Raw genomic sequence first — 15,594 nt, forward strand, 5'->3', positions numbered from 1 at the left:
TGCACAGGACCTATTTGAACAACGAGAAGGGAATTGCCTGTCCCATTACCTCGTATCCCGGCGGCCCGGGGTGGAGGTGATCGCCTGAGTCGTACGCAGGCAGAAGTTGAAGCGGCCTGGCAGGATCGGCCATGACTCTGTCGAAATCGATGACCGCGTCGAAGTTGCCTGGCTCGCGTATCCAGGTGTTTACCTGCTCCCGGTCGTGTTCACTCGCCGTATTTGGATGGTAGTAGGCCGAGCCGCTGTCTGGCATTATCGTTGCCCCGTAGACTTTGATGCCGTGTGTGTGTGCACGAACAACAATCTGCTGGTAAGCGCCAATGATGCGAAGCACGAGTTCATCATGATCCTGCTGCGTTGCTTTTTCGTTTCGCGCCAGGGCGCCGAGGTCATTGATGCCTTCGAGTACGATCAGGTAACGCACGCTTGTTTGTGCGAGCACGTCCCGGTCAAAGCGCGCCAACGCGTTTGGGCCAAGACCATCTGTCAACAGATGATTGCCTCCGATACCCTGGTTAAGGACGCCCGCGGCGCGCGTTGCGGCATTCCCCTGCAACCGCTGCGCGAGCACGTCGGTCCAACGGTCGTTACCATCTGCGGTCGCCGCATGTCCGTCGGTAATGGAATCTCCCAACGCAACAATTGAGTAAGCTCCTGGCAAAGCCAGTACATCGACTCCCGACAATATGTACCAATGATCGATCTTCTTCGCTGAGACTAAGCTCGCCGCTGATGTCAGGTCGCCATGCGCATAGAACGTTGTCTGCCGCGAGCCAGGATGGCAGGTCTGCTGACCCGGTTCTGCTTCAATGTGCATCGATATGGTTAGATCTGACAGTGCGGCAAGAGGATAAGCGATCGGATCTGATACATACTCCGCTCCTGGTGGAATAATTAGATCGGTGCTGGCACTAAAGAGCAACGTACGATCAGAGGCCGAATCGATTTCGCTGGAGCCGGATATTATCGGACGCGCAATGTGGACGGAGTTGAGATGGAGTGACCGGGTGCCGAACGCATTCGACAGGTGAACACGAATCGTCGCGCCACCTACAGATACGTGTACAGTTTGTCGCAGCGTTGCATCCATCAAGTCGGCGGATGGCAATGCATTTTGGGGCTCTGGGATCTGTTGCGACGCCGCCCATGTGCCTACCCATATCTGAGAATACGCACATGCAACTTGCGTAGAAAACAACAAAGCAAGTCCGGCAAACAATTGTTTCAACACTTGCACATCCTTCCTTATTACTGCGCTGTCCGGTGATCTATGAATCTGTCTGCCCAGGCGATAAAGTACTTCATGTTCGGCGCATCGGTGTGACCACCGTCGTGCTGTCGCCACGCCAGCTGGCCGTCGAGCAGACCTACGTTCACCGGAGGCATCTTCTCTCTGTGATAATCACTGGAGACGCCGAGGGTCTTAACTCCTAACAGTTGAAAGACCGGCTGCGCGGCTACGGTGGCCATGTAGCTACCTCGGTGATCCAGCCACCTAGCATCGCCGTGTTCGGGAATTCCGTAACTTATAAATACGAGCCGCGGTGCGCACAATGCAATGAGCTCAGGAGCATCTACGGGTAGGTCACCGGCATTTTTTGATCCGAAGGTCGCTTCGCTTGCGCCATATTTCAGGAAGTTGCCAGCCAGCCAGTAATACTCGCCACCGGTCAGACTCTCGACGGCTTCTCCAAAGTTACGCCGCAGCGGCGTAGCACCACCTTTTCCCGAGGAGCCAATTAGGCCCATGTAGAAGCGCTGATCGTAGGCTTCGGTCACCAGAGCGGCTTTACCAAAGCGAGAGACGCCCTCGATGCCGACGTGTTTCGCATCAATTGCCGAATTGGTCTCCAGATAATTCAATCCTTGGCTAGCACCCCAGGCCCAGGCCCGCAGCGCCCCCCAGTCATCCGGACGACGTGGCTGTCCTTTGTTCAAGAGTCCAATTATTCCGCGCGTGAGCAAAGCGCCATTATCAGCCTGTATGCTGGCTGGATCGATGGTGGCGTAGCCCCATCCATCGGCGACCAACTGCTCGGTGGACGGTGGATCATTGGAGCTTCCGTTGATTCCCGGCGGCCCAGTCGGAGCGGGTGGACGATATGGTCCGAAAGGCCAAAGTGGCTCTTCGGCCGTTATTGGTTGATACGCCGGATATTTATCCAGAATTGCCTGAAGCGAAGGATCACTTTTAACCAATAAGGCACGCAAAGCTTGATTGAGTTTGTATAAATCGTCGTGATTCGGCTGTGAGGGTGCGGGCAGAGTAGGACGCCCAAACATCATTAGGACCGGTACAGGACCGGGCACGTTGGCTGGCGTCACCAGCACCATGTCGATGTTGACCTCGATGAGTGGGTAGCTGGTGTTATCGACATGCCCAGACAGATGAGTGGCGATCACGGGAGTTCGACCGACAACCTCGTGGTCGATTATCTTTACGGTCCAAGTCACTTTGGGCATGTTTTTGGGAACGCGCCCGTACGCCTCCCGATTGAAGTCCTCTACAATCTCGGGGCGGCGTAACTTCCACCACATCTCCTGGGTCGTCACTTTCCGACCATTGCTCAAGACGAGCGGATCAGGGTAGTTCGGCCAGGGGTTGGCTTTAGATTCGTCGTAGTTGGCGTGATTCGAATCACTTTCATTACCGCTCGGCCCCGGCCGCAAAGCGACGATTCCGAGCTGCTTCATCATGTTCGCATGATCCTGATCTTGGGTCAGGTTCACCGCCAACTCGGGCAAATGCTTCTGCGGTTCAGTGCTAAATTGATCGCGAGCAGTCGATATCTTCGCAATCAAAAAAAAAACAAGACCAAGCTTGTGAATTTATTCACTCTCATCTTCCTTTAGCCCTCGCGAAGTTGCAAAAACCGGTCACACACTCTCCGTGTCAATGTTCATCAGCAGTTCGGACTACCACCAAGGCCAAGCCAAGTTTCGTACGATATACACGACGCTGGGTCGCCGAAACGAAGCCTGGCTTGGCCGCTCTCTGCTGAAGGCTCGCCCGAAACTACGAACGGCTGGCATCCCCCGCATCACTTCATCTGCCGCCTTCGTCACCTCATGCTCTCTGTCCTCGTAAACACTCTGGACCAAAGTTCATGACGGTCTCTAATAGACCCCAAAGATTGCTAGAAATTGTATTTTGCCATGAGCTCAATGATGCGGCGCCCGGTCTTGTAGGGATCGGTGCCAAACCCGAGGCTGCTGTTGCTTCCGCTTTGAACAAACGCGTTGCTGTTGGGATTTGTGAAATTTAGCTGGTACTGGTTGTTGAAGGAGTTAGAGATTGTATTCAATGGATGATTTAAGAAGTTGAATGCAGATAGGCGGAACTGGATAGTCTGCTCGCGAACAATCTGGAAAGACTTTTGTGCGCTGAGATCGCTGTTGAAGAACGCTGGTTCAGCTAGGAAGGGCAATTGATACGGCCCATTATGCAGAAAATCGGGCAAACCAAAACAGCCCGGATTCATAAGTTGGCCCTTTGATCGACCGGATCGCGGATCGCAGGTAACTGTGGGTTGCAGGCTCACATCGGGTGTTCCTAAATACACGGTATTGCTTACGCTAATGGCGTTTGGATTGGCCATGGTTGGCGTAACGTTGGGAAGATTGATAGGTCCGATGGTGCCGGACGGGCTGAGATTCGGCGTGGTAATCGCTGAGATATCACCGCCTGATTGGAAATTGGTAACACCGGATAACTCCCAACCGTTGGCAAGCTCACCGATAAACCGATTATGAACGGGATTGCCGACTAAGAAGGTATAGCTCGCATTGAAAATGTGGCGACGGTCGAAGCTCTCCGAGCCATAGTTGTTGTAGATGTTGAACGGGTCCCCAGGGAAGCCGTTCGCATCATTTGCGCCAGCGCCCCGAATGCCAAGAGCCTTTGAGTAGGTGTAGTTGATATTGAAAAGGACACGCCCCGTCTGGCGACCGATACCCATCTGCAGACCATTGTAGTTGGCGAATAGATTGTGGTTAGTTACATCAATGGCCGAATATTGGACCCGGGGTGTGTTCAGCGGCCGGTACTCATTGACCTGTTGCGTGCTTGCAGACCCTGCAGTTGTGGATTGATTGGTAGCTCCCGTGTTGGTTCCTGTTGGAGTTAGAACCTTTCCAAAGTTTGGACTCGCTGTATCTGGATCCGGCTTGTACAAGCCGGCGATTGGGATTGCGTTTACATTGTCGAGGGTGACAGGCTGTGTACTGCCCCCGTTAATAAGAAACCGGCTGTTATTTCCAACATAGCTGAGTTCGAAGATCATGTGCGACGGCAACACCTGGCTGAAGTTAACGCTATAAGTATCGGTCAGCGGCTCCTCGCGATCACCGTTAGTTGTGCCGTTAACCGTCCCTGTGGTCATAAAGCTATTGACATTAGGCAGTGTACCGCTCGCCGGGCTAATGTTCTGCTGACTGATAGCACTCAGAGAAGAAGCTGCGTAGGATACCGTGGTTGCATGCTGAGTAAGTCCGACCGCGGGAGAGGTATCGTTCCAAGAATCATGGCCGCGATATTCGCCCCATCCACCTCGAAGGATGGTTCGACCAGTTCCGCGAATGTCCCATGCCACCCCTAGACGAGGTTCGACGAAGAGAGGATAAGAGCTATTGCCAGACTTCGGGATAGAGGAATCAATGGAGTGCCAGAGGAAGCCAGGGTAAGGCGAATTGGAAGCCCCACTGGCGATAAGGGCAGGGTTGAAAACGACGACGCCGTTGCCATAAGCATCGTTCCAGAGCCCCAGATGCTCGAAGCGGGATCCACATTCACGGTTACCCGCGGCGTCACCTTCCACGAATCGTTGGCGAAGAACGCTATATTCCAAAAGTAAAGGTTGACATCTGGAAGGATGTTTTGTTGGCTATATCCGCCGACGAAACCTTCGAGCTCGTCGGTTACATAGTTTCCCGACATGGTGTAAGAGGTGCCCGCGCTCTGGCCCGGCGAAGGCAGGTCCGCGAGTGGTTGGCCGGCACCTGGCAGGAAGTAATTCGTTATCTGTCCGTTAGTAGGCACGTTATCGTTCGTCTGATTATTCGTTGTACGTTGGCCATAGACGCCGAAGCTGGCCGTGTGTCTTCCCCAGACCTTTGTCACATTATCCCCAACCTCAGGGTCAAACTTGCGCGTAAAGATCGGGCCCAGCGTGTAGTCAGGAACGATCGAAAGAGGTAGGCCGCCGGATCCTGCAGGCGAATTGTATGCCGCCAACTCAGGCAGCGGATGACGGCCGTTCGCGAAGGCTCCCTGATAGGGAAAGGCTGTCAAGGCGCTGGGGTCGTTGCTGGAGAACTGTTCGTTCAGGTAAACGAGGTTTGCAAATATTTGATTGGTCAGGGTCGGGGTGATGATCGTAGTCAGGCTCGCAGCTGCCGCTTCTGAATTTAAAGAAGAGTTGCCGCCGCCCGGCGTATTGACCCCGTTCGGGTTGTAGAATATTGCCGCTGGCTCACCTGAGCTGCCGCGCTGGACACTGTACCGCGCGAAGAAGTGATTGCGTTGCGAAATAGCCAGATCGACCCGGGCGATCGCCTGATATAGGTCATTGTTGATGTAATCGACGCTCTGCCAGTTGTACGGATTCGTCGCCGTGGGCAGGTTGTTCGGAATGGGGTACGTGCTCATAATGTACTTGAAACCTGGATCCTGAAGCGACGATGGAAGCTGGCCGTTGACTAGCGTCGGCATGCCGGCGGTGTCTCCTTTGGCGTAGGTAGGAACGGTCGCAACATTGGCATATGCCGAGTTGTTATAAAGGCTTGGTCCCAGGTAATTTTGGAGTGCAGCTGCGCTGAAGTCGCCGCCCTGCATAGCCGGTGTAGGCACCAAGGCATGCACCAGAGCGGTGCCGGCGCTGCCGTAGGCATATACGTTTCGCTGCGCATAATCTTCTCCACCAACAAAGAAGGTGAGCGCGCGATTGTGATTGAAGTTGGTCCCGGGAATCAGAACAGGGCCGCCGAGAGTGCCGCCAGGATATACTTCCCGGTCGGGATCCTTCATTTGTCCTGTTGGCCCGTTGAGTGCATCCGATGAGTCCAGTTGATAGGTTCGAGCATAGGTGTAGAGCGATCCGTGAAACTGATTAGTGCCGGACTTGGTAACCGCGCTGACTACCACGGGGCCCTGGGAAATATCTGGACCGAAGTTGGAAGTTTCGACCTTGACCTCGGCCACCTCGTCGTAGTTCACCGTCTGCAAGGCAAGATTGTTGCTGCCCGGATCCGTGATGTTCGCGCCGTCCAGTTTGAGACTGTTTCCGGTTCCAAGATTGCCATTGGCTGAATAGCTGCCGATCAACCCCCCGCTACTGACTTGCGATGCATCGGGAGCTGCATTATTGACGTTCGTGCTGTTTTGGCTGCCGATCGCAAAGCCCGGTAGGGTCTTGAGAAGCTCGGTGACATCGCGTCCTTCGACGGAGAGATGCTGGATCTGCTCCGCGGTAATCAGATGAGAGTTCTCACCCGTATCGAGCGGGATATATGTCTGTGCCTGGACAGTGACGACCGCTTTTGCCTCGCCAGTTTGCAGCTTGAGATTCGTCAGGTCACGGCTATCGCCCGGGTCGAGGTGAATGCCCTTCTCGGTAAAAGCCTGAAATCCTGGCTCGGTAACGCTGATGGAGAAGTCTCCAGAAGGCAAGCCATGGAAGGAGAACAGTCCTGCGCTATTGCTCGTACTGGTGCGATGGTCCCCAGTGGCTTGGTTCGTCAGAACGACTGAGGCATTCGGGATGATAGCGCCGGTGGAGTCCTGCACGGTTCCAGAGATCGTGCCGCTGATCACCTGTGCTGAGGCGGGTAACACCAGTTTCCCCGTTAGCAACGGGGCGATCAAACATGCCGACATCGCGCATAAAAAGATAAGGTTTGATTTCGAACTACATCCGTTTCGCATGGTCCTTGAACTCCCTCGATGCTGCTGTGATGCAACCCACTTTCCTGTGCTTCGCAGCTGCTCATCCGCGAACGCCGGAACACTTGCGCGGCTCTACTGCCATAAATGCACGCCGTCAAGACGAGACAACTTTTACATGGTTGTCTGGTCAAGTGTCAATAGTTTATTTGTATCCCGAAATATAGTCTTCTGTTTATTTGCCCGATACGTTGGCGGCTTGCCGTGGGAGGATTACTCGCCGGAACAAATTCGCGCGTTCCTCGATGATTGGCAGTAAAAACGTCATGATGCATGAGCAAAGCGAGAAAATAAGAAACAAAGCAGCTAACACTATTGACTGTTATTGCAATCCTTGGATAGTATCTAGGCTCGTTCAGCCATACCCTAATTACGATATAAATTTGTTATGTGAAAAAAAGTCGACTCAAAACAAAATGATTGAAATATGCATCCCTTCTGGTAGAAGGCGGCTGACCCAGTCATTCATTCTAGCGAGGGCCGTCAGTCGCCAAAAGCATTCCGCTAGATCGCTTGCTCGGATAGCAAGACGCGAAGGAGAAAATGTATCTCGGGATCGATTGTGGAACTCAGGGAACCAAGGCGTTGTTGGTCGATGATGAAGGAAAAGTGCTCGGTCGTGGATATGCAAGACATGCACTCATCGAGCGATCGTCCGGTGCTCGTGAACAAGAGCCACAGTGGTGGGTCAACGCAATGCGCACGGCTATCAAAGAGGCAATGACAGCTGAACCCGGGACGAAGCCTGTTTTGGCGCTGGGCGTAAGTGGGCAACAGCACGGCCTAGTTGTGCTGGACGAGCAGTTCGAAGTGATCAGGGCAGCTAAGCTTTGGAATGATACGGAAACATCGCTAGAGAATTCTGAAATAGTGCGGCGATTAGGCGGGCGCGCTGAATTTTTCCGGCGCTTCGGTATCGTTCCGCTACCTGGTTATACCCTCTCCAAACTTCTCTGGCTAGCGGAGAAGGAACCGGCAAACTTCGCCCGCATACGCCACATTCTGCTGCCCCACGAATACCTCAACTTTTGGTTGACCGGGCAGATAAGAGCCGAGTTCGGCGACGCCTCCGGCACTGCGTTCTTCGATGTGCGTTCGCGCCAGTGGGCACGAGAAGTTTTGGACGCAATCGACGATGGCAGCGGCCAACTCTTTTCTGCGCTTCCCTCGTTGATAGGCTCGACGCAGATCGTCGGCATGCTGCGACCCGAGGTGGCAGCAGAACTCGGTCTGCCGGCGGATTGTGTCGTCTCTTCCGGCGGCGGCGACAACATGATGGGTGCAATCGGCACGGGAAACATTCACGAAGGTTTCGTCACGTTGAGTCTGGGAACCTCTTCCACCGTATATTCCTACAGCAACCAGCCGGCCAATGATCCAACTGGAAATGTCGCTGCATTCTGCTCATCCTCCGGCGGTTGGCTGCCGTTGGTATGCACAATGAACGCGACCAATGTGGTGACTGCAACGGTGGAACTGTTAGGAAAAACCGTTCAGGATATTGAGTCTGCGCTTAAGGCCACGCCCCCAGGCTCCAATGGTCTTCTATTTCTTCCGTTTCTTAATGGGGAGCGCACGCCCGATCTTCCTAATGCCCGGGGGTCACTGCACGGCATCTCGGCCACAAACTTCACACCTGCCCATCTGATTCGAGCGGCTGTGGAGGGCGTGAGCTTCGGTATTCTTAGCGGCCTCGACCTGGTGCTTCAAGGCAAAGCCGCAAAGCTCATTCAGGTGATTGGAGGAGGCTCCCGCTCAGATGCTTGGCGCCAACTACTGTCGGATGCCACAGGTGCGACAATCCAGGTTCCTTCCGAAGTGGAGTCAGGATGCCTAGGAGCCGCCATTCAAGCAATGGTGGCGTGGAGCGCCGACCAAGGGCAGCCACGAACCTTTTCTGAAGTCGTCGATGCAATGGTCCACTTCGACAGCGCCACCACCTGCAGCCCGCGCGCTGAGCTTCGGCAGGCCTATAACGCGGCACGGCAGTCTTATCGCGAGAAGCTTGACGCAATTTACCCCACGAATTCGGACTGAAGAACCTTCTTCATTCCGAGCAATTTTGACAGGACACTTCATGGAAACAGCCGCGCTCGCACTAGATGTTCCTCGACAACTTACCCAGCTGGCACCGATTGACGTTCTTATCCTAATCCTGTACTTCGCCGTAGTATTATTCATCGGCTTTTATGTCAAGGGCTCCACGAATACGAGTGAAGAATTCTTTCTTGCTGGTCGTGAGATGTCTGCGTGGATTGCTGGTTTAAGCTTCGTTTCGGCAAACCTCGGCTCCCTGGAACTGATGGGATGGGCTGGAGCAGCCTACCAGTATGGAATTTTGTCTATCCATTGGTATTGGATCGGAGCTATACCGGCGATGCTATTTCTAGGCATCGTAATGATGCCTTTCTATTACATTTCTAAGACGCACTCCGTGCCTGGTTATTTGCAGTTACGCTTTGGTGAGGGTGCGCGGGGACTTTCGGCTGTCTCTTTCGCTCTTATGACTATTCTCATGAGTGGCGTAAATATGTATGCCATGGCAGTGGTGATGCAGACGGTGTTGGGCTGGAACATGACCTTCTCCATATGGGTTGGAGCAATCACGGTTGCCATCTATGTAATGTTGGGCGGCTTGCGGTCAGCAATTATCAATGAGGTACTGCAGTTCGTTCTGATATGGGCGGGTGCGGGCTTGATCCCGATTTTAGGCCTCATCGAAACAGGGGGCTGGGCAAACTTGAAAATGCAAATCGCCCGGAATGTGGGCTCATCCGAATACACTCATCTCTGGACAACGCTCGGTACCTTTAAGTCCAACCCTATGGGCGTGCACTGGACCGGCATCGTATTCGGCTTGGGTGCGGTCATAAGCTTTGGTTACTGGACAACTGATTTTCTCGTTGTTCAGCGTGTGTTGTCTGCCAATAACCTACGTGCTGCCAAAATGGCTCCAGTGATTGGCGCAGCCTTCAAGATGGCCGTGCCGCTGATAGTTATCGTTCCTGGCCTCTTGGCTCTGTCGGTGCTCAAAAACCCTGATGGAAGCGTCATGCATCTGGTTGCGGGCGATGTTGCAAAGGTAACTGGTCAGCATGGATACGATGAGGTTCTTCCGCTTATGCTCATACGATACTGTGGGCCTGGGCTGCTGGGGTTGGGTATCACGGCTCTGATCGCGGGATTCATGAGTGGTATGGCCGGCAACGTTTCCGCGTTCTCCACTGTATGGACCTACGATATATACGGTGCCTATATCAATAAAAGAGCAAATGATAAACATTACGTAGCCATGGGGCGATGGTCTACGGTTGTCGGAATGCTTGTCTCGATCGGCACCGCATACCTTGTGTCTCATTCAAGTTCAATCATGGACTACGTTCAGGCGCTCTTTAGTTTTTTCATCGCGCCGTTGTTCGGCACTGTCATCTTAGGTATGCTTTGGAAGCGTGGTACAGGGCCGGGCGGTTTCTGGGGCCTCCTAGCCGGAACGGTCAGTTCTGTGGCAATGTTCCTGTATACGAGCACTGGACCACTGGAGCGAAGAACTCACGCACTCGCAGAGATTGCGCTTTCGTCTAACGCGCAACCGATGGCGGAGAATCTATATCGCGCCTTGTGGAGTTGGTTAATCTGCCTCCTCGTAACCGTCATCGTTAGCTTGATGACGAAACCGAAAACAAAAGCGCAGCTGTCTGGACTAGTCTATGGCGCCACCGTCATTCCAAGTGATGGAGCGACAACTCTTCTGCAAAAACCCATCTTCTGGGCCGGGGTTGTTGGGGCAATATTTATTGCTCTAAACATCTATTTCGCGTAACAGCACTACTGCCCAACAAGGGTAGGGGAGGCTCTGATGGCAGAAGGTACGGGGCGAGGCGACGTGCTCTCTATATGGTTCTTTGTTGGTGTTATGACCTTGTTGTACGGATTGGTCCTGCTACCTTTCGGCGCATATGCGTGGCTGACTGAGCACGAATCTCCGACAGTCCTCCATCAGCTGCATCCCACGTTCTGGTGGGGGCTTCTGTTGACGATTTTTGGAGGATTCTACGTCTTGCGATTTCGCCCCAGGCGCGGCGACCGCGCACGCGTCTAACTGCAGTGAAAGATTGGCCATGTACAATTTATTTCATGCTGCATTTTAAATACGGGTGCTACGGTCTCTTCCGACGCACAACTTCGCAGGCGCGCGCCCTCGTCTTCCTTGAGGTCGGCGTCATCGAAAAGTCGTGCGGAGGAACACTAACACCCGTCCCTGTACCCACTTTTCGAGACAAGGAAGCTCCTTTTCCAGCAAATAGCTTCTATGCACGGTCGATCAGACGGTTGTATATTTCGATGCCCGAATGACAAAAGCGACACCGAGAAAATCTGCGGGCAAACAAAGGGTCTTGGGTCCCGCACGCGACCTTGCTTATGTTGAGGTGGCCTCCACCGAGCTGACGCGGGATATCAATCGTGACGTTATCTTGGAACGTATACGGGAGTTGCAACCAATTTCCCGCGTAGGTTTGGCGCGGGCCTCCGGCCTTCAGGCCAGCACGGTATCTTCTATAGTCGAACAACTCCTTGAGGAACGCTGGATTCGCGAGGGCGCGATTTTAAAGACCGCGCGAGGACGGCGACCAACCATGCTCTCGCTAAATGATGAACTGGTGATACTTGTTGCCGACGTACGGCCGGCCCGGGCGGCAATTGCTGTGATCGACTTGAACGGGCGATTCTTATCCCATGAGATCGTTCCATTAGCGGCGGATGTGCAACGAAGTATAGAAGCAATAGGTCTTGCGATGGAGCAGCTTCGAAAGCGACATCCAGACAAGATGTTTGAAGGGGTCGGTCTAAGCGTTCCGGGCCGTGTGGATCCAAAAACAAACCGACTGGTTCTTGTTCCGAACATGCGGTGGTTAGATTTCGATGTCTCGGGAACGCTTTCTCGACGGTTGAAACTACGCGTGGAGCTCGAGAATGACGCCAACGCGTGCCTTCTTTCGGAGCTTTGGTTTGGCCACATCGATGGGATCCACAACACGGTGTTAATTGCTATCTCTGAAGGCGTTGGAGCTGCGGTGCTTGCGGAGGGCCGGCTGATCTCCGGAAGAAACGGTCTTGCAGGCGAGTTTGGACACATGTGTATCGACTCGACCGGGCCAAAATGCGCTTGCGGGCAGGTCGGGTGTTGGGAGATGTTCGCCTCGACCACCGCGGCGTTGAGGTACTACGCGGAATTGGTACCGCAAGCCGGCAGCCGTATGCAAATTCACGAGTTGCTCGCGTTAGCAGTGAACGGTGATGCAGCGGCCCTGCAAGCTATTGAAAAGCAGAGCATCGCGATTGGCAGGGGATTGAGAACAGTTAATGCTGCGCTTTCCCCAGAACTAATCCTGTTCGCCGGTGATATCACCCTGTTCTGGAATATTTGTCACGAAGCAATTGAGCGCGAATGCACGGCGGGACTCCTGACGAGTTCGCAGCCCCGCATCGTCTCCATCGGCGATGGAGAGCTCGCTCTGCTAAGGGGTGCAGCCGCTGTTGTACTGCAACGTCACTCTGGTTATTACCGGGCTTCTCATCGAGAGAAGCAGCGCACGGTGGCTGGGAAGCTAATGCGGTAGGGAGTGTTAAGTGCAATCTTTACGGTGAGAGCACGACCTTCGAATAAAACGCCTAGTCCTCTAGCGTGAATATATTTCGCATGGTAAAAAAAAGACTGGAAATCCTTGGAATGGTATCTTCGTTCTGGAGTGTTCATGTCTCATGCTGGAGTTTCGCTAATACGTCATTCGATTGCGATGTTTCTCTTAGGGGCAGGTCTCAGCATGACGTCCGCCGCACAGCGTTCTGGTGCCGCCTACCTCAATCCAAATCTCTCTCCGGAGAAGCGCGCTGAGGATCTAGTCTCTCGCATGACTTTGCAGGAAAAGGCTGAGCAAAGCCTAAACAAAGCTCCTGCGATACCGCGGCTGGGCGTTGCGGCGTACGACTACTGGAGTGAAGGACTGCACGGCGTGGCGCGCTCGGGATACTCCACGCTCTTTCCGCAGGCGATCGGTATGGCTGCGACATGGGACGCCCATCTGCTGAACGCAGTTGGTGAAGCGGTCTCGACGGAAGCTCGCGCGAAGTATAATCAGGCCGTCCAGAACGATGTTCACAGCATTTATTTCGGCCTCACAATTTGGTCTCCTAATATTAATATTTTCCGCGACCCGCGTTGGGGGCGCGGGCAAGAGACTTACGGGGAGGATCCGTTTCTCACTGGGGTGCTCGGACTGAACTTTGTGCAGGGCCTGCAAGGCCCCGATCCAACGCACCCTCGCGTCATCGCGACCCCGAAACACTTTGCCGTGCACAGTGGCCCAGAGAGCACTCGCCATAGTGCGAATGTGGACCCCAGTCCCCACGATCTTTGGGAGACTTATCTTCCGCAGTTTCGTCGGGCAATCGTAGAGGGACAGGCCGATTCGATTATGTGTGCTTACAATGCCATTTACGGTAAACCGGCCTGCGCGAGTGATCTCCTTCTGACGAATATTCTGCGCGGCGATTGGAAGTTCACCGGTTTCGTTACTTCGGACTGCGGCGCCATCGACGATTTCTTCGAGGAGACCGCGCATCGTTTCTCTAAGGATAAGGAGCATGCTGCTGCTGCTGGTGTCTTGAACGGAACTGACACAAACTGCGGTTCGACTTATAGTGCGCTGCCTTTGGCGGTGAAGGAAGGACTGCTAACCGAGGCGGATCTTGACCGCACTCTGGAACGGCTATTTGTTGCACGGATTCGCTTGGGGTTGTTCGATTCTCCACCGACATCACCTTATGCACAGATTCCGTTCAGGCAAAATCGCTCGCCCGAACATCTCGCGCTCTCGCTGCAGACCTCCCGGGAATCGATGGTATTGCTGAAAAATGACGGCATTCTCCCGTTTGTGCCAGGCAAATACAGAAAAATCGCAGTCATTGGCCCAAATGCCGCCTCGCTTTCTGCGCTTGAAGGTAACTACAACGCCGTGCCGAGGAGTCCACAAATGCCCGTGGACGCTTTGCGGGAGGCTTTCAAAGGCGCTCAGATCAGCTACGCAGAAGGCTCCCCATATGCTGATGGCGTTCCACTGCCAGTTCCTTCCACCATGTTGCGTCAGAACGCAAACGGTCGGGGCACTGGACTGAAAGCCGAGTACTTCGCGGGTACCGCGCGGGATCTCGCGGCAAGCCTCAACGTCGCCCCCGTGGTTACACGCGAGGATGCCCAGATTGACTTCGACTGGAACTCCGCGGCCCCTGTCGCTGGTCTCAAACAGGACGCGTTCGCCGTGCGCTGGACTGGCTACATCGTTCCTCCGCAAGCAGGTGACCTGGAGTTCAGCATGCGTTTGGCGCACTGCTACCCCTGTGAAGACAGGGAACAGTTTGTAGTGAAGATCGACGGCAAAGATGTAAGCACCTACGCAACTAAGGGTGAGCAAGGCCGCGAAAGCAGTACACCGCACTTCCACGTTAACTTCGCGAATACAAACCCACACGCCATTGAGGTTGACTATAGCCACCACGCCCCACTCTTTGGTGCCGGCATCACCTTAGAGTGGATACCCCCTCCGGGAGTTCTGCAGAGGGAGGCCGTCTCTGCTGCCAGGCATTCAGATTTGGTGATTGCGATGGTTGGTCTTTCCCCGGAGTTGGAGGGAGAAGAGATGAAGATCCAGGTGGATGGCTTTGTTGGCGGTGATCGCAGCGATATAAAACTTCCCTCCAGCCAGGTGAAGATGCTGCAGGATGTAGCCGCTACTGGGAAGCCGATAGTAGTGGTTTTGTTAAATGGCTCGGCGCTCGCCGTACATTTTGCGCAAGAACATGCGAATGCCATTCTTGAAGCTTGGTATCCCGGCGAGTTTGGCGGTAAGGCTATCGCAGACACGCTGCTAGGGCGAAACAATCCTGCAGGTCGTCTTCCGGTGACGTTCTACAACTCGGTGGGCGAATTGCCGCCATTCGGCGATTACTCAATGAAGGGTCGTACCTATCGATACTTCATGGGAAAGCCTCTTTACAGCTTTGGTTACGGATTAAGTTACACAACGTTCTCTTACTCGAATTTGGAAATTGCGAACGCCAGGTTGCAAGCTGGAGATTCTCTAACCGCCGAGATCGAAGTGAAGAATACTGGTTCGGTAGCTGGTGACGAGGTGGCGCAACTTTATTTGATGCCACCGGCTTCGACCAACGGAGGACTCTCGCCGAAACTTCAGCTTGAGGGGTTTCAACGCGTATCTCTACAGCCGGGCCAAGGCCGCAAACTGAGATTCACTCTATCTCCGCGCGACCTTTCCGAAGTGGACGCAGACGGTATTCGCTCCGTGCAAGCGGGCGAATACAAGCTGGCGATCGGCGGCTCGCAACCTCAAGACCCGTACGCTCGCACACCCGCGGTGATGGGAAGCTTCATCATCGAAGGAACGCAGGCGGTGCCACGTTGAGATCATCCATCTCACAACGAACCAAGAAGCCGACCTGGACAACCCTGTTCCCACGGCCCTCTGCTCGGCGTTTTTATCAGTTGGTCCATATGCCTATTGCACTCAGTTGAATCATAGTCTTCCCAAACTCTTAGGCCAGCGGACCGCTCATCATCCGTGTGGTTCAACCTTCAA

At 54.0% G+C, this 15,594-nt stretch carries 9 protein-coding genes; 5 read left to right on the forward strand and 4 right to left on the reverse strand.

Going from position 1 to position 15,594, the window contains the following annotated elements; genetic code table 11:
- Positions 1 to 10: 10 nt before the first annotated feature.
- The 4 genes from RBB82_RS24080 to RBB82_RS24095 all read right to left on the reverse strand — a co-directional run bounded on the left by RBB82_RS24080 (position 11) and on the right by RBB82_RS24095 (position 6,835).
- Positions 11 to 1,234 (reverse strand): SGNH/GDSL hydrolase family protein, encoded by a 1,224-nt coding sequence (locus tag RBB82_RS24080; RefSeq protein ID WP_433975640.1) that lies wholly within the window; start codon positions 1,232 to 1,234, stop codon positions 11 to 13.
- Between the two features lie 17 nt (positions 1,235 to 1,251).
- Positions 1,252 to 2,748, reverse strand: a complete 1,497-nt coding sequence (locus RBB82_RS24085; RefSeq protein ID WP_433975641.1) for a glucuronyl esterase domain-containing protein — start codon at positions 2,746 to 2,748, stop codon at positions 1,252 to 1,254.
- Between the two features lie 392 nt (positions 2,749 to 3,140).
- A complete protein-coding gene (locus RBB82_RS24090; protein WP_433975642.1) occupies positions 3,141 to 4,595 on the reverse strand; it encodes a hypothetical protein in 1,455 nt (484 codons plus the stop codon).
- Positions 4,596 to 4,597: 2 nt separating this feature from the next.
- Positions 4,598 to 6,835, reverse strand: coding sequence for a carboxypeptidase regulatory-like domain-containing protein (locus RBB82_RS24095; protein WP_433975643.1), 2,238 nt, complete (start codon positions 6,833 to 6,835; stop codon positions 4,598 to 4,600).
- A gap of 651 nt (positions 6,836 to 7,486) precedes the next feature.
- Here RBB82_RS24095 and xylB point away from each other — a divergent pair.
- The 5 genes from xylB to RBB82_RS24120 all read left to right on the forward strand — a co-directional run bounded on the left by xylB (position 7,487) and on the right by RBB82_RS24120 (position 15,420).
- Complete coding sequence (xylB, locus tag RBB82_RS24100; protein ID WP_433975644.1) at positions 7,487 to 8,980, forward strand: xylulokinase; 1,494 nt, start codon at positions 7,487 to 7,489, stop codon at positions 8,978 to 8,980.
- Positions 8,981 to 9,020: 40 nt separating this feature from the next.
- On the forward strand, positions 9,021 to 10,763 hold the full coding sequence (locus RBB82_RS24105; RefSeq protein WP_433975645.1) for a sodium:solute symporter family protein: 1,743 nt from the start codon (positions 9,021 to 9,023) through the stop codon (positions 10,761 to 10,763).
- A gap of 36 nt (positions 10,764 to 10,799) precedes the next feature.
- Positions 10,800 to 11,042 (forward strand): hypothetical protein, encoded by a 243-nt coding sequence (locus RBB82_RS24110; protein ID WP_433975646.1) that lies wholly within the window; start codon positions 10,800 to 10,802, stop codon positions 11,040 to 11,042.
- A gap of 250 nt (positions 11,043 to 11,292) precedes the next feature.
- Positions 11,293 to 12,561, forward strand: coding sequence for an ROK family protein (locus tag RBB82_RS24115; RefSeq protein ID WP_433975647.1), 1,269 nt, complete (start codon positions 11,293 to 11,295; stop codon positions 12,559 to 12,561).
- 204 nt (positions 12,562 to 12,765) lie between these two features.
- A complete protein-coding gene (locus RBB82_RS24120) occupies positions 12,766 to 15,420 on the forward strand; it encodes a glycoside hydrolase family 3 C-terminal domain-containing protein (RefSeq protein ID WP_433976010.1) in 2,655 nt (884 codons plus the stop codon).
- Positions 15,421 to 15,594: the final 174 nt, after the last annotated feature.

Source organism: Tunturiibacter lichenicola, from assembly GCF_051013355.1.
Lineage (GTDB): Bacteria > Acidobacteriota > Terriglobia > Terriglobales > Acidobacteriaceae > Edaphobacter > Edaphobacter lichenicola_F.